The organism is Rhizobiaceae bacterium (assembly GCA_023953835.1).
Classification (GTDB): domain Bacteria; phylum Pseudomonadota; class Alphaproteobacteria; order Rhizobiales; family Rhizobiaceae; genus Mesorhizobium_G.
This window is the reverse complement of sequence record JAMLJB010000003.1, coordinates 125,108-141,082: the sequence shown is the minus strand read 5'-3', so window position 1 is coordinate 141,082 and position 15,975 is coordinate 125,108. Positions and strand designations below refer to the sequence as shown.

The 15,975-nt window shown below is 65.1% G+C and carries 11 protein-coding genes and 1 pseudogene; 1 reads left to right on the top strand and 11 read right to left on the bottom strand.

The features are described from left to right. Position 1: 1 nt before the first annotated feature. The 11 genes and pseudogenes from M9924_20690 to M9924_20640 all read right to left on the bottom strand — a co-directional run bounded on the left by M9924_20690 (position 2) and on the right by M9924_20640 (position 14,477). Positions 2–943 carry an SLOG family protein gene (locus tag M9924_20690; GenBank protein MCO5066795.1) on the bottom strand — a complete coding sequence of 314 codons (942 nt, stop codon included), beginning with the start codon at positions 941–943 and terminating at the stop codon, positions 2–4. A gap of 249 nt (positions 944–1,192) precedes the next feature. Next, positions 1,193–2,236: a toprim domain-containing protein gene (locus M9924_20685; protein ID MCO5066794.1), complete on the bottom strand. Its 1,044-nt coding sequence runs from the start codon at positions 2,234–2,236 to the stop codon at positions 1,193–1,195. A gap of 12 nt (positions 2,237–2,248) precedes the next feature. Beyond that, the gene (locus M9924_20680; protein MCO5066793.1) at positions 2,249–6,745 is read right to left on the bottom strand and encodes a strawberry notch family protein; all 4,497 of its coding nucleotides are present in this window, start codon (positions 6,743–6,745) and stop codon (positions 2,249–2,251) included. Positions 6,746–7,645: 900 nt separating this feature from the next. Further along, positions 7,646–8,224 (bottom strand): annotated as a pseudogene (locus tag M9924_20675) (intradiol ring-cleavage dioxygenase). Between the two features lie 286 nt (positions 8,225–8,510). Beyond that, positions 8,511–9,143: a DUF1419 domain-containing protein gene (locus tag M9924_20670; GenBank protein ID MCO5066792.1), complete on the bottom strand. Its 633-nt coding sequence runs from the start codon at positions 9,141–9,143 to the stop codon at positions 8,511–8,513. A gap of 85 nt (positions 9,144–9,228) precedes the next feature. Next, positions 9,229–9,735, bottom strand: a complete 507-nt coding sequence (locus M9924_20665; protein MCO5066791.1) for a hypothetical protein — start codon at positions 9,733–9,735, stop codon at positions 9,229–9,231. Further along, a complete protein-coding gene (locus M9924_20660) occupies positions 9,707–10,183 on the bottom strand; it encodes a hypothetical protein (protein ID MCO5066790.1) in 477 nt (158 codons plus the stop codon). The genes M9924_20665 and M9924_20660 overlap by 29 nt, the downstream gene beginning before the upstream one ends. A gap of 74 nt (positions 10,184–10,257) precedes the next feature. Next, on the bottom strand, positions 10,258–12,414 hold the full coding sequence (locus tag M9924_20655; GenBank protein ID MCO5066789.1) for a ParB/RepB/Spo0J family partition protein: 2,157 nt from the start codon (positions 12,412–12,414) through the stop codon (positions 10,258–10,260). 116 nt (positions 12,415–12,530) lie between these two features. After that, positions 12,531–12,731: a hypothetical protein gene (locus M9924_20650; protein MCO5066788.1), complete on the bottom strand. Its 201-nt coding sequence runs from the start codon at positions 12,729–12,731 to the stop codon at positions 12,531–12,533. After that, complete coding sequence (locus tag M9924_20645; GenBank protein MCO5066787.1) at positions 12,728–13,198, bottom strand: hypothetical protein; 471 nt, start codon at positions 13,196–13,198, stop codon at positions 12,728–12,730. Before M9924_20645 ends, M9924_20650 begins: the two co-directional genes overlap by 4 nt. 82 nt (positions 13,199–13,280) lie before the next feature. Further along, the gene (locus M9924_20640) at positions 13,281–14,477 is read right to left on the bottom strand and encodes a DUF932 domain-containing protein (protein ID MCO5066786.1); all 1,197 of its coding nucleotides are present in this window, start codon (positions 14,475–14,477) and stop codon (positions 13,281–13,283) included. Between the two features lie 281 nt (positions 14,478–14,758). Between M9924_20640 and M9924_20635 the strand changes: the two genes are divergently transcribed. After that, on the top strand, positions 14,759–15,955 hold the full coding sequence (locus M9924_20635; GenBank protein ID MCO5066785.1) for a DUF1173 domain-containing protein: 1,197 nt from the start codon (positions 14,759–14,761) through the stop codon (positions 15,953–15,955). The last annotated feature ends 20 nt before the right edge of the window (positions 15,956–15,975 follow it).

The following is a 15,975-nucleotide window of genomic DNA, read 5'->3' as shown; positions in this document are numbered from 1 at the left end:
CTCACGCGCCACCCTCCGTGAACCGCCAGACCGGGATGCCGAGCCGGCGAGCCTTGTCGGCCAGGTTCTCCGTGATGCCGGATCCGGGGAAAACGATCAGGCCGTAGGGCATGACCGAGAGCAACTGGTCGTTGCGGCGGAATGGTGCGGCCTTGGCGTGCCGGTTCCAGTCCGGCTTGAAGGCGATCTGCGTAACTTTGCGGTTTTCTGCCCAGCAGGCAGCAATGCGCTCGGCGCCGCGTGGGCTGCCACCGTGCAGCAGGACCATGTCCGCGTGCTTCTCGCGGGCCTTGTCGAGCGCGTCCCAGATCCGGTCGTGATCGTTGCAGTCGAGGCCGCCGGCGAAGGCGATCTTGGTGCCGGCCGGGACCAGCACCTCGTTGTCGGCCCGTCGGCGCGCGGCGATGAAGTCGCGAGAGTCGATCACCGCCGCTGTCATCGACTGATGGGAGACCTTGGAGCCGGTGCGCGGCCGCCACGCCGAGCCCGTTTCCGCCTCGTAGAGGTCGGCGGCCTCGTCGCGCATGATCTCCAGCACGTTGCGGCGCTCGATATAGGTGATGCCCTCGGCCGTCAGCCGCTCCAGTTCGACGGACTTCACCTCCGAGCCGTCTTGCTCGTTCTGGCTCGAGCGCTGCGCCTCCTCGTTGCGATCGAGGCTGCGGGCGACGCGCTCGGCGGCACGGTGGAAGACGTTGGTGAAGGACCAGAGCAGATCGTCGAGGTCGGGTTCGAGCCTGGTGTCGCCGAGCATGCCGGCGAAGGCCTCGACGATCCCGGCAAGCCCGGCCCGGATCACCTCGTCGTCGGGCAGCGGCCGGGGGTCCGGCTCGTCCTGATGCGGACGGTGGCCGTACATCTGCAGTTCGAGGATGACGCGATCGGTCGGCGAGGAGGCGTGGTAGGGCTCGTAGCCGTCGTCGAAGGGAAGCTCGTAGGTCATGGCGTGTCTCCGTCGGTTGTTGCCGCGCCCATCGCGGCCTGACAGCGAAACCCGGCCGCGCCCCGGGCGCGGGGCGCACCGAAGGCCGGAGCAAAGCGGAGGACGGCGCAGCCGTTGCGGCCGTGACCGGGGGGTGGCAGGGATCGCCTCTCAGGCAGGCCGCGGGCGCGGCCTTTCCGGCGGACCGCCGCCATGGCTGAGAGACTTCCAGCGACGCCCCGGCTCTGCCCGCCTGCCGGCGAGCGCCATTCATCTGGACGGCAGGAAGAGACGGGCATCTTCCGGGAGGAGCTGATCGCGCAGCCACGCGGCGAGACGGGCGGGGCCGAGATGGCGCAGATCGTCGTTGAAGTCGCCGAGCTGCGGTCGCAGTGCCAAGGCTGCGATCCCGGCTTCGCCTGCGCGCTGGCTGAGGCGTGCGATGCCGTGCCGGCCGGCGGCGTCCGCATCGGCGGCGATGTAGAGGCGACGGCAACCAGGCGGGAAGGTCAGGCCGGCGAGGTGATTGGCCGAGGTGGCGGCGGCCACCGGCAGTGCCGGCATCACGGTGCGGAGCGATGCCATCGTCTCGAATCCTTCGCCGGCGGCCATGACCGGAATGGGTGCGCCAGGCTCTAGGCCGAGCCAGATGGCGTTCCCCAGGAGATGGCCCAGCGAGCGGCGCGGATCGGCGATCTGCGCCTTGCCGGCGCCGCTGGGATCGAGCCAGGTTCTCTGCAGACCGGTGATACGTCCGTCGAGGTCGGTGACGGCGGCGATCAGGGCGGGAAGGGTCAGCGTCTCGCCGGTCGCGAGATCGCGATAGTAGCAGCCCGGGTGGAAGCGCAGGGTGCGCTCACGCGCGGCGAGCAGGATGCCGCGGCTGGCAAGGTAACGCTCGGCGAGCGTACCGGCGATCGGCTGAGACATCGCAAATAGACGACGCGCGGCGTCTGGAGAGCCGCGTGCCGCGGCGGGCTGGCGCTGCGCGCCAGGGGTCAGTGACTGCGGTCGCGGCATTGCGAGAAAGCGACGCGCCTCGTCCGCGACCTCGCGGAACCCCGCGAGGTCGCAGCTCGCTTCGATCACGTCGAGCAGGTCGCCATGTTCCCCGCTTTGTTCGTCGACCCACTTGCCGGCCGGGCCCTTGGCGTTGGCGTTCAGGCGGACATGCATGGAGCTGCCGCGCGTGTTGCGGACATCACCGACGATCCAGTGATTGCCGGAGCGATGGCCGTTGGAGAGATATTCGCGGCACACCGCCACGGCATGTTCGCCGAGACGGCGTGCCAGCTCGGAGGCCGAGCCGGTCATGATCGCCTCCCCCTAGGCTGAAGGAGAGCGATCGGTGACGCCGGTGAGCGGGTGGCGGTCCAGCACCATCGCAAGGATGGAGGATCCGTCCGCGCCGGCCGGGATGAACAGCCTGAGCTTCCAGGAGATGATCTCGGATATCAGACCGAGAGCCTTCAACCGGGGGATCATGGCTTCGGTGAAGCCGATCAATTCGACCCGATAGTCGTTCATGACGCGGCTGCGCCGCAGGATCAGGCCATCGGCAAGCTGCAGTCCGATCCGTCCATCGATCAGTCCGTTCCATGCCTCGTCCGGTGCAAGGGTCGGCACATCGTCGAGACCGAGATTGCGGAACATGGTCGCGACCTGCGTCGGCGCGATATGACGGCCGATGATGCGTTCGCCCGCATCGGTCTGGATGCGGTAGACCTGACAGTCATGGTCCGGAAGCCGCCGCCAGATCGGCAGAAGCAATCCCGTGACGATGTGAAAGGTGCTGGTGGTGAATTCCGGAACGGCGGCGACTTCCGCCTGCCACAATTCGCAGAACAGTTTCCGGTCGGCCGGCTGCCAGTGGGTTTCGGCAAGGGCGTCGAGACCGAAGCGCAGCTCGTTGGTCGGCCGCAGAAGTCGAACACGGTGCTCGACCGTGCCGTCATCGAGCATGAGGCTCGCTATCGGAAGCTGAAGTGCTGCCCGACCCGATCGCGTGTTCACGAGCAGGACCGACTGCGGTTCCGCACGGGCGATCCCGAGCGCGTCGACCAGCCCGAGCGGCCTGACGCGATCCTTGCGGGCAACGGTCAGCACACGCGATTGCGCGCCCGAGACCGGGTGGGTGTAGACCGTTCGGCGATCGGTGACGGTGATGCTCTCCGCCGTGATCGTCTCCAGACCCTTGTCATAGGTACCGGCGGCGATGGCGCCTTCGATCTTGGCCGTCATCAGCTGCTCGAACACTTCGAACAGCAGGTTCTGGGTCTCGATGCGCAGCGCCAGCAGGCGGTTCAACCAGGTCGTGATCGGCGGCAGCTCGTCGCGCAGGCCGCCCTCGTTTGTCGTGAGCGAAAGTCCGGTGACCGCCTCGAAACTCGTGAGCGAGCAGCCCTCGATCTTGCCCTGATGCAGCAGCATGTAGAACTGGCGCAGGGCCGCGCGGGCATAGGGGCTTTCAAGATTGTCCTCGGACCGGAACAGCCCTGCCCCGCCGGTCTGGCGCTGGCCGCGCGTGATCGCGCCCAGCGTGTCGAGTCGGCGCGCGATGGTCGACAGGAACCGCTTGCCCGCCTTCACATTGGCGGCCATCGGCCGGAACAGCGGCGGCGGCGCCTGGTTGGTGCGATGGGTTCGTCCGAGACCCTGGATGGCGTTGTCGGCGCGCCAGCCCGCCTCGAGCAGATAGTGCTTGCGCAGCCGCTGATTCTTCACTCCGAGATCGGCGTGATAGGAGCGGCCGGTACCGCCGGCGTCGGAAAAGATCAGCACGCTTTTGTCGTCATCCATGAAGCTCTGGGTCTCGGCGAGATTGGCGGAGCCTGGGCGGCTCTCAACGGCAAGCCGGTCGATGCCGTCGCGGCCGGTTTTCCTGACGATGCGACGGGAGCGGCCGGTGACCTCGGCGACGGTGTCGGTGCCGAAATGGTGGAGTATCTGGTCGAGCGCGCTGCCGACTGGCGGCAGCGAGGCCAGCTTTTCGATCATCTCGTCGCGCCGGCGTACGGCTTCCCGGCATTGGACGGGGTTGCCGTCGGCGTCATGCACGGGTCGCGAATAAATGTTGCCATCGGCGTCCGAATATTCCTCGAAGAGTTGGGTCGGGAAGGAATGCATCAGGTACCCACCGACGTATTCCCTCGGCGTGACATCAACGTGGAGGTCGGACCATTCCTCGGTCGGGATCTCGGCCAGCCGCCGTTCCATCAGCGCCTCGCCGGTCGAGACGATCTGCACGACCGCCGAATGACCGTCGGCGCGGTCCTGCTCGATCGCGCCGATCAGCGTCGGCGTCATCATCGAGGTGATGAGATGGCTGAAGAAGCGCTGCTTGGTGCTCTCGAAGGCCGAGCGTGCTGCGGCCTTCGCATTGCGGTTCAGCGTGCCAGTCTCGCTGGTGATGTTGGCCGCCTCGAGCGCGGCGGTCAGGTTGTTGTGGATGACCTGGAAGGCGTCGGCATAGGCGTTGTAGATACGGATCTGCTCCTCGCTCAGCTCGTGCTCGAGCAGGTCGTATTCGACGCCGTCATAGGAGAGAGAACGGGACGTGTAGAGCCCGAGCGATTTGAGGTCGCGGGCGAGCACTTCCATTGCGGCAACACCGCCGTCCTCGATTGCCGCGACGAACTCGGCACGGTTCGCGAACGGAAAGTCTTCGCTGCCCCAGATGCCAAGACGCTGGGCGTAAGCCAGGTTCTCGACCGCGGTGGCGCCGGTCGCCGAGACATAGACGACACGCGCGTCGGGGAGCGCGTGCTGAAGCCTGAGGCCAGCCTTGCCCTGCTGCGAGGGCGCAACGTCACCGCGTTCGCCTTTGCCGCCGGCGGCGTTGGCCATGGCATGCGCTTCATCGAAGACCACGACTCCATCGAAATGCTTTTTGGTCCCTGTCGGGCTTTCGGCCCTCCCCGCCTCTTGGCCTACCCAGTCGAGGATCTGGGCAATCCGGGACTTCTTGCCGTCGCGTTCCTGGGAGCGCAGCGTCGCATAGGTCGTGAACAGGATGCCTTCGGCAAGGCGGATGGGCGTGCCCTGCCGATAGCGCGAGAGCGGCTGGACAAGGAGACGCTCCTGACCAAGGGCCGACCAGTCGCGCTGGGCATCCTCCAGCAGCTTGTCCGACTTGGAAATCCAGATCGCCCGGCGGCGGCCCTGCAGCCAATTGTCGAGGATGATGCCGGCGACCTGCCGTCCCTTGCCGCAGCCGGTGCCGTCACCCAGAAACCATCCGCGACGGAATCGGACGGCATTCTCCGCGCCGTCGGGGGCGGCGGAGACGACATCGTAGGTTTCGTCTACCGTCCAGGCGCCGGCGAGATGCCCGGAATGGGCTTCGCCGGCATAGATGACGCTCTCGATCTGAGCGTCGGACAGCAGTCCTTCATCGATGATCGCATCAGGGAGGAGAGGCCGGTACGATGGCTTCGGCGGCGCGACCGCGGCCATCGCCGCGGACTGGACCAGCGGGGTCGGATGGGGTTTGGCCCGGGGAATGTGGATCGACTGGAGCGCATAGGGCTCGTAGATCGTGTCGGTGAGCCGGCCGCCCTCCTCCGGTATCCAGTCGCACAGCTCATAGGTCAGGGAAACGGCAGGTGTGCTGGCTGCGATGCCGGGACGGGCGGGCTTCGCCCGGGCAACGGGACGGACCGGCCGCATGGTCTTCGCAACCGAAGCCGTGGCCGCGACGGGCGCAGTTCCCGCCTCTGAGCGCGCGGCCATCTGCATGGCGCCATTGCGCAGGATGCCGTTCGACAGGGCGCCGATCGAATCCGGAAAGCCGCCCGGTGTGCGGGTCGGCAGGTCGGAGATCCAGGAGAGCAGCGTCTCGACATCATTCGCCTTGCCCGGTGAGGCCGCGAATTTGGACGGATCGGACGCAGGGATCTTGTCGATGATGGTCAGGCGGGTTTCCGCCGTCGTGCCATGGCGGGCATAGACACGGCCGTCGATCGCCGCGGTGAAGACCACCCTGCCCTGCTGCTGCAGCCGCTCGAAAGCAGGCCGCCATTTCGGGTTTTCGGGAGAAAGGCCGGTGCCGGTGATGGCGACGAGGCGGCCACCCGCGCGCAGCCGCGCGAATGCGGAGGAGAGATGTCGCCATGCGGCATCGGCGACATGGCCGTTCACATAGGCTCCAACGGTGAAGGGCGGGTTCATCAGCACGACGGACGGTTCGATGCCGGTATCGAGGTGGTCGTCGATATGGGCTGCGTCATGCCGGGAGACGGGAACGCGCGGAAACAGTAGGCCTAGCAGATCAGCGCGCGTCGCGGCAAGCTCGTTGAGCACGAGCGAGGCGCGGGCGATCTCGCCATGGACGGCGAGAAGACCGGTGCCGGCCGAGGGCTCGAGGACGAGGTCCGACGCCGCGATCGCCGCCGCGTGGGCAGTGACGAAAGAGAGCGGCAGCGGCGTCGACAGCTGCTGCATGGCTTGGCTCTCGTCCGAGCGGCGCGTGTGGGTGGGAACGAGGTCGGCGATGCGTTTCATCATCGCCAGCGTTGCCTGCCGCGAGGTCGACCGGAACAGGATCGCCGGTCCGTACCGACGCAGAAACAGGACCTGGGCGGCTTCGAGCGCCTCATAGGCGTCCTTCCAGACCCAAAGCCCCTGCGCATCAGTGCCGTCGAAGCTGTCGCTCATGGCCGTGCGCAGTGCTGCGGTGGTGATGGGCTTACCCTGTTCGATAAAGGGCAAAAGCAGCAATGCTGCCTGGTGTATCGCGTGGGCGGTGTCGATGGCGTGGGATGCCGGCGCGACAGGGGGAGCTGCCGTCCGGGCAACGGCCGATGTGGTCGTGACGATGTTCATGGAAATGTCCTTTGCGGAAGAGTGTCCGCCCCGCCGGCGCGCTCTCGGCGCTCCGCAAGGCCGCACTCCTTCCGGCCACGCTCTCCCTCCAGCGACGTGGACGAAGGGGCGACGAAGAGATCTCGAACAAGCGCCTCCTGTCGCCTTTCTTTGGCGACACGGACCACGAGCGATGAATCACTGTGGGTGCCGATACCCTGGATCCGAAGTGCTGAGGTGATGGACCGTTGGCCTTCGCCGAAGTAAACAGTGTGTGGATCCGTTTAATCGGATCGATTCTCATCAAGGAACCTGTCTATGAGACGGCCTGCCCGACCTTTCGTCGTGGAAGTGAAGAAGAAGCGCGGCCACCTGGGAAAACCGCGTTCGATTTGGGGTGATCTGGACCTTTCAGCTGTGGCGAGCGACTCGTTGGGCGATCCGGACAGCGGACCTGAACAGGCCGCGGAGCGGCATAACGTTGATCGCGTGGCCGCGAAAGATCGCGCCGATACTGTGGAAGCCGGGTGCGAAATCCCCGCCGACGATTGTGATCTATCCGTTGTCTCCGAGGGGCCGCATGCCGGGCAGCCTCTTGACGCAGCCGAAACAATGGCCCCTAGCGAAGAGCCTGCCCGGCCAGCGCGCAAGCGTATCAGGCGCCACGGCGAGCCAACCTTGCCCCGTGGGCAGCGCTGGAAACGACGCTTGCCGAAGGTTCTGCGTTGACGTGATGGTTGATGCTGCTGATCGGGATTGTGCCATTCCTCGATGATCGCCCTTCGTGTTCCGCAGCCAACGTTCGAAATCGACCTTGGTCAGGGGGATAGTGGCAGTTCGCCGCGATAAGCAGCATCTGCACGGGACCAGATGCCGGTCGATGGCGGCCACCAACTGATCAGACGCAGGCTGCAGCCTTGGTCATGCAACGACGAAATCGTATCGCCCGTAGCCGCCGTCCGGTGCGGACTTGATGTCCAGCAGCAACGAGGCATCGAAGATGTTGTCGCGGTCGTTGCCGGGCTCCCCAGGGAAATAGAGCTGCGTCGTCAGCAGCGGCCCGTTGGGCCGTTGCACCTTTACATGGAAATGCCGCGTGCGGCCGGTGTAGATGCCCGGCACGATCGTCTCGAACCACCAGCGTCCCCCGGCGTCACTAAACTGGTGCCCGCGCAGCCTGAAACCCTCATTGTCGTAGTCGCCGTCGCCGTCGCAATGCCACAGCTAGATCAGTGCCCCAGCCACCGGCTCGCACTGTGGCGTCAGCACAAAGCCGGCGATCGTGATCGCCGTGCCTTCGGGCGCATCCTGCTTGAAGTCGCGCTTCAAGGGCGACCCGGGCGTGAAGTATGGCCCCTCGGTCTGCGCGATCGTCGGCTCCGGCGTGCCGCAGGCCGGCGTCAGCTCGAGCTGTTGTGGCGGCTCCCGAGTCCGAGCCGTGACGGGGACCAGCGCCGGAAGTGCTAGAAAGCCCGAGAGAAAGCTGCGTCGCGTGGTCATGAGATCTCCGGCCGGTGTGGACACTCCAGGCAATCTGGATGTACCAAGTTTCACTCGGGCAATTGTGGCAGCCTGATCCCAGCCGGCATCACAATCGTGCGACCGGACGCGCAGCCGCTCACGTTGGGAGCGCAAGCCGGGTGCTTGCCGGCCCCGTGCTCGCGACTCGGTATAGCCGCCGCCATAGGCGTCTTCGGTCAGCTTCAGCACGTGCCCCTGGGGGCGTGCGCCGGTATCAACGATGAGTGCGCCGCGCAGGTGCGCCTGGCCGCCCGGTGTCGGTTGCTTACGATGGGTCCGCATCCTTGCCTCCCACCCTCCTCGTGCGCCGTGCGCGGAGTGCCGATATGCGACTGTCGATTTCTTCGTCGGACAGAGCCTCCAGGAGCTTGAGGACGGTCCCCTGCTCGCCGGCGTTGACCAGGATGGTCCGCTTGCCGTGATGCTCCGGCGGCCAGGCGTTAGGATCGGCCTCGCCGGCGCCGCCCTTGAAGTCCGCATGCGTCGCGGACCAGATCGCCTCGAGTTTTTCCTCACGCGTCATGCTGTCGACGGCGCCCGTCTCATGGGCGATGATCGCCGCGCGCATGGCGTCGGGACTGCGTTTGTCGGAGAGGTCGCAGAATCCGTGGAACCAGCGTTCGCGACCGCGGATCCTGATCGCGAAGAATACGCTGGTTACATTGCCTGCCTTGTATTCGGACATGCCGAACATGCCGGTTCTCTGGAACAACGGCGGCAACAGATCGAGCATGAAGCGGTACTCGCTGGCCGAGATCTCGAACCATTGGCCCGCGTAAGGCTTGCCGGACAAGGGATCGACACCGGGCGTATCTCTGTGGCGATTGAAGAGCGCGAACATCTGCGCGCGCGTCGCGACGCCCTCGAACACCTTGCGGAACGGCGGATGGGTGGACATGACATGTCTCCGGAAAGCCGAGCCTCCCGCCGCGGCAGTGCTGCGACGAGAGACCGTCGGCGGATGACGGGATCGGTGGGCTTGTTCAGGCGGCGTGGCGATCCGCGGAACGCGCGGTATCCCGTCCGACGCCGGTGATGGCGCGGACGGCTGCCGCAAGCGCCCGAATGTCATCGAGCATGGTCAGCGCGACGAAGTGGTTTGGCCCACCGGCATAATCCTTGCGGCCCTTACAGGTGCGGATCAGGATGCCGTGCCCGGAAGAGAGGCCGAACTGGCCGACTTGGATGTAAACGGTGGTGTGGTGCAAGGTCACTTCACCGGAAACGGCGATACCCGCCCTGTTGGAGCGCAGGTCATAGCTGTCGGGCGGCAGGCCGAGTTCGCCAGCAAGTTTCTTCAGTCGCGAACGGGCGGTCGTGTGAAAACGTCTCTTCTGCTGCTCGTCATAGGAGCAGCTTCTGTTCCAGTCGAACATGTCGATCTCCATGAAACGGGAAAGGCCCGGCGATCGCTCGCGCGACCCCGGGCCTGTCGCCGGTTGGTTCTGTGTGGTGAAACGGTCAGGCGGCGGCGCGGCCCTCGACGACATCGGCGTCGACCTCGTCGGCGGAGACCTCCTCGAGATAAGCACGGCTGTACGAATTGCTGGCGAGCCAGCGTTCGGCCGCGTCCCGATCCCTGGCGAGATGCAGGAGTTCCGGGCTGTCGCCGAGGTCCTGCAGGACGCGGACCATCCCGATGGCGGGGCGCTCGACGATCTCTAAGTGCAGATCGCTCTCGACGGACCAGGTGCGTCGGACTGAGACGACGATGACCCCGCCTTGGCCGAAATCGCCCTCATGCAGAGTGAAACAGGCTGGCGAGCTATAGGTCGCTCGCGATCGCGGCGGCTCCTTCTTCACCAGGCGGCCGGCGTCGTTGCGGCTCTCCCAAGCGGAGAGCTTCTTTCTGAAACGGGCCGGGGGTCTTGCCGTGCCGTCGGAATAGCGGATGACGCTTCCCAAAGGGGCGGAATCGTAGACGATGTGGGCTGACATGCGGATCTCTCCATGTCTGGAAACGAAAAGGGGCCCGGCGGAGATGCCGGGCCCGGTGCGAAGCCGAGTGCCGACTACTCGGCAGCCTGGAGGTGGTCGGTCTCGGCTCCGACGCCGATCGCGGACTCATCGGCTGATGGATCCGCATCGTCAGCGAGAAAGGCGGGCAGCTCGGCGGCATCGTCGTCGAGAGTCGTCTCATCCGTCACATCGTCGGTGGCGGTCCCGACCGCATCGGCAACCGCGTCGTCGCCATCGAGGCGCAGCGGCTCGGGCAGCCAGTTCGACCCTTCGAGAAGACGCGCGGCCTCACGTGCCATCAAGTCCTTCTTCATGTGGTCGATCAGCTGCGCGGAATCCTCGCCACGAGCCTCGCGCACCGCCTGAACGATCCTGGCCTTGGTGACGCGGCCGAGATAGTTGTCCACCGTGGGCGACCAACCAGCCTCGACCATGTCGAAGCCCAGCGTGGCGGCGAGTGCGTCGGCATGGGCAAGCGCGCCAGTGCGCCTGTTCCAGGGCTCGACGACGGCGTTGAGCGAGAGCGACGCGCAGTGCGCGAACAGCGCCTTGCGGCTCGCTTCGTCGAGACCGAGCACGAAGTCCCACAGCTTGTGGCTGTCCGGCATATCCCGGTCCCAGGCCTCGTGACGTTCGGCGATCTCCTTCGCCCAGATGGTTTCGGCGAGGCCCTGGACCTGGCCGAAGCTGTTGCTCGTCAGGCTGATCTCCAGGCAGCTGTCCTTGGCGAAGCGGTAGAACACCTGCAGAACGAGGGCATGGAGAACCGTGACGAAGGCGATGTCGACGTCACTGGCCAGCGCGTTGCGCAGCGCAAGCGTCTTCTGCGCGGTGAGGTCGAAGACGAGCCGTTCGGGCAACGGTTTGATACCGTCATCCTCGAGCTCTTCGGCCGTATCGGATGCGCCGTTCACGGGCCTGCCGTTGACGACGACGCGATTGGCACCATCATCGTCTGCCTCCGACGATTCGCGATCCTCGCCGGTGGCATCCTCGTCATCCTCGTCCGTCTCGTCCCGGGGCTCGTCCTCGGGACGGACGAAGCCGGCGTCGATTTGCAGCTGGCCGTTGGCGCCGAGCGTGACGAATGCTCCGGCGATGGCCTTCTGCGCCGGGTCGTAGACATGAGGCCGATCGCCGAAAGCATCGAGTTCGGCGCCGAGCTGATCGAGCTTGTCCTCGATCTCCTGGTCGGCATCTTCCATCTCGGCATATTTGGCGTCGAGCGCATCATACTCGGCCTTCACCGCGTCGTAGCGAGCGATCTCCTCGGCGCTCATCTCCGCCGGTTCGGCATAGACGCGCCGCATGCCAGAGGTGTGGCCATAAGGGAAGCTGATCGCCGCCTCGACCCATTTCCAGCCGTCGGCGCGAACGGCCTCGGCATCAACCTTGAGCTTGTCGAAGACCAGCTGTTCGAGAAGCGCCGCATCCTGGAACCAGCCGCCGGAATCCTGCTCGAACAGGTCGCGCAGGATGACCCCGCCGGCGGCTTCATAGGCTTCGGCGCCGACATAGACCGCGCGGCGGTCGTCGGCACGAACGGTCGTCTCTGTCAGCAGGCGCCTGATGTAATAAGGTTCCTGCATGTGCGGGTTGTTGGTGATGCGCTCCCAGACCTGCTCCTGGCGCGCATGGTCATCCGAGATTGAAAACGCCATAATCTGCTCGAGACGGATTTCATCCTTTTCGTAGAGCTCGAGCAGCTTTGGCGAGACCGATGCGAGCCTCAGCCGCTGCTTGACGGTCGCCGCCGACACGAAGAAGCGGGCGGCGATCTCCTCGACGTCAAGGCCTTGTTCCTTCAGTGCCTTGAATGCGCGGAACTGGTCGAGCGGATGCAGGTTCTCGCGATGCACGTTCTCGGCAAGCGAGTCCTCTTGAGCCGAGGTCGATCCGCTGCGGTTGACGATGCAGGGGATCGGTTCGTTCTTCGCCAGGCGCTTCTGCTTGACGAGAATGCCGAGCGCGAGATAGCGACGGCCGCCGGCGGGCACTTCGAAGGTGCCGGTCTCCTCGCCGTTTCCGTCGAGCACCGGACGGACGTTCAGGCTCTGCAGGAGCTTCCGCTGACCGATGTCCTCGGCGAGATGCTCGATGGTGACGCCGTCCTTTACCCGGCGGACGTTTTCCTGCGACAGCACGAGCTTGTCGTAGGCGATGTTCTCAGACGGGTTCATTGCGATCTTCTGAATGGCGCTTTTTGCCATGGTCAGGGTCTCCTTGACGGGCGGCCCGGGGTCTCTCCCCAAACCTCCAAACCCGTCAGGAACCCTCCCCTCCCCCCTCTGCCTCTCGCCAGCCGCGCCGGCGCAGGCCGGCGGCCTCAATGCGGCTCGGCGACATCGACCCGTCCAGCCTTGCGCAGAGCCTCGAGCATGCGGGCATGATCCATGAGGACGTGGATGAGCGCCTGGCGATCAACGGTGACCGTCTTGCTGGTGCTGCGCGTGCGATCGTGCCGTTCACGCAGAACCTCGAACTCGTCCATTGTAGTATAGAGCTGGAGGAGAGGGTGGCCGCTCATGGCGCGGTCCCCCGTTCGGCCGGCGCGGGCATGGTTTCGACGCCAGGGATGTTCCAGATCTGGGCGCCAGCCGCAGCGTATCGGATGGCGACTGCCTGCAACGGCGCATAGGAGAGGCCATGCCAGGGGGCTGGCTCGGGCTCACGGCCGACGGCGACCAGCGGTCCGCCTAACGTTAGTTGCACCACGACATCGAACGACACACACCGGCTGTCGATGACCGGGAGGCCCGCGGCGATACATTGAGCCTTGATCGCCCCGCAGTCATAGCCGGAGAGCATCGCGCCGTCGCGATAATGCAGGGTGAAGCCGCCGCGGCCGATGGAGAGGTGACCGCCTTGTGTCGACAGCGCGGCGGCGAGGTCGGCTGAATAGTCGGTGGAAGAGTCTGGTTTCAGCATGATGGATTTCTCCACGACGGCGGCGGGAGGGGTCTCCTGCTGGAAAGCCGTCACGAGGAAAGCCATCCCCTCGGCCGAGGGGATGGCTGAAAACCGGCACGGTGCTGAACCGGCAGTGCGTTGTGCAGGATCGCCGGTCCGGGGAGGATCAATGGACGAGGTCGAGGAGCTTCTTCGCCTTGCCTTCCATCTCCAGCCTTACGTCCTGGTGCTGCTTGTCGCGCGCGACACGCGTGATGCCCTGCACGAAATCGAAAACCGATGCCGGGGGATGGCCCTCGTCGGTGAGTACGGCGTCGATGATCTTCGTGGTTTCGCCCTTCGAGAAGCCGCGCTTGCGCAGGAATGTTGTTCGATCGTCGTCGTCACGGGCGACGACGCGCTCGCGCGCTGCCTTGATGCCGTTGACGAAGGGCATGGGCGAGGATTCCGCGAACTGGATCAGTGCTGGCTCGGCTTCGAGAGCAAAGCGTGAGGCGGCATATTTGGAGTGGCGAATGGTGATTTCCTGAAAATCCTCGACCCCCCATAAATTTCTATTGCAACAGACGGCACGCAGGTAAAAGCTTGCAATTCCAAGGGTTTTCGAGCCGACCTCGCTGTTCCACGCGTAAAATCCGCGGAAGTAGAGATCCGGTTCACCATTCGGCAGTCGCCCCGCTTCGATCGGGTTGAGATCGTCGACCAGGAAGACAAAGATGTCGCGGTCCGAAGCGTAAAGCGTCGTCGTATCTTTCGAAATGTCGATATTGGGGTTGTAAATGCTGGTCGACCAGTCGAGCACGCCGGGTACCTTCCAGCGTGTGTCGCCGGTGCCGTTGCCGGCGATCTTCTGCACCGCTTCGACGAGCTCGTGATCGAAAATCCTGCCGTAGTCCGGCCCCGTGACCGCCCTGAGCTCGAGGCGGCCGTTCTCGATCTCGAGTGTCTTCATTTGCTCGGCGCGGTGCGTGGAAAGGCCGTATTGCAGATTGATGCCGGCGAGCGCGGCCGGCAGCTGTCGCAGGTAGGTCGCGGGTGCGCCGACCAGGTTGGCGAGTTGACCAAAACTCCAGTGTGTCGGCGCGACCGGTGCGTGGGCATCCGGCAGCATGAGCGTCAGCCGCTCGGGATTGTCGCGAGACGTTTCCACTCGGATCGCCTCGCTTTCCACGATCCGGGTCTTGCTGCGTTCGGACCGCCGCCTCACCGCATTGTTGAGGTCGGTGAGGGAAAGGTAGCGTTCGTCGTCCGGCCGGTTGAACCATTCCGACGACACGCGGCCGATGCGCTGGCCACGGCTGACATCGACCTTGTAGCCGTTGGGCGTCGTGCGCGACGGCACCTGAATTTCCATATGGGTCATGGTCGTTCTCCGCGACGGGCGCCGGGAGCCTCTCTCCTGGCCTCGACCCGCCGCCGCATTCCGGCCTCCCCTCTGCCTCTCCCAGCGCCAGCCGGCGCGCGAAGCGCGGCCGTAGCTGCAGTGCGCCTGCGTGTGAGATCACGCGCAAACCGGGGTGCCGGCCGCAGGCCGGTGGCCGTGAAGGAGTGCGTGCACTCGAAGGTCCTGAGGGTTGCATCGCTGATGAAACCGTGAATCAATGAGCGACAGGGGATGCGGCGGCGTCCGGAGCGATGGAGGCGATGCGACGATTCAAACTTGCTGAGCAGGTGATCGATGAGACGGCGCCGGATCTGCAGGTCGCGTTAGCCGACGCCTACCGTAAGCGGATTCGACCGCTCTGCCTTTGCAAGGAAGGCGGGCTTTCGATGTACATCGCCCAGGTCGGCGAGCAGTACATCGTCAAGCGCATGCCAATGTCAGGTGGCGGACACGATCCGGCGTGCCCATCCTACGAGCCGCCAGATGAACTGTCCGGTCTCGGCGTGTTGATGGGCAGTGCGATCCAGGTCGATCCCGAGAGCGGGATGTCCGCGCTGAAAGTCGCCTTCAGTCTGACAAAAATCGGCACCCGGGCTGCGCCAGGCGTCGGAACAAGCGCGACCGACACCATCGCTGGCGACGCAAAGAAGCTCTCGTTGCGCAGCTTGCTCCATTATCTCTGGCACCAGGCCGAGCTCACTGCCTGGACATCGCGATGGGCTGGCAAGCGTCACTGGTGGAATATCCGCTGGCACCTGATCGAGGCCGCGGGCCAGATGATGGTGAAAGGCGGAATGCTCAACGAGATACTCTTCGTGCCTGAACCATTCCGGGCGGTGGACAAGGCCGCGATCGAGCAGCGCCGGACCGCGGCGCTGGTACCGGCACTCCCGCCGAAGAGCGGACCGCGCAAATTGATGATCCTGGTGGGTGAGGCCAAGGATTTTGCTCCGACGCGCAGCGGCCACCGCTTGATCGCCAAGCACATGCCGGACTTTCCGTTCCTGCTGGACGAAAGGCTGTACCTGCGTCTGAAGAGTCGCTTCGAGAACGAGTTGGCACTGTGGGACGCGGACGAGGCTTCTCACCTGATGGCGATCGCGACGTTCGGCCTCACGCCGGCCGGCCTTGCGGTCGTTGAGGACATGGCGCTGATGGTCGTCGCCGAAAACTGGGTGCCCTACGAATCCGCATACGAAAAGAGGCTGGTCGACACACTGGCCAAGTTGCGTGACCGCAGTGTCAAAGGGTTGCGCTACAATTTGTCGGCAGAAACGCCAACCGCGGCGGCAATGGTGCAGCGTCAATCGCAGCCGATCGCGCTTTATGTCGTTCCGCCTTCGGCGGACAAAGCGTACGAAGAGGCGCTGGAAGAGCTGATCACCTCACGGCCGGAAATCGGCGCCTGGATCTGGCGCACGGCGGATGGTGAGATGCCTCCTCTGCCATTCCGGTGAACATCGCACAGAGATCGGCC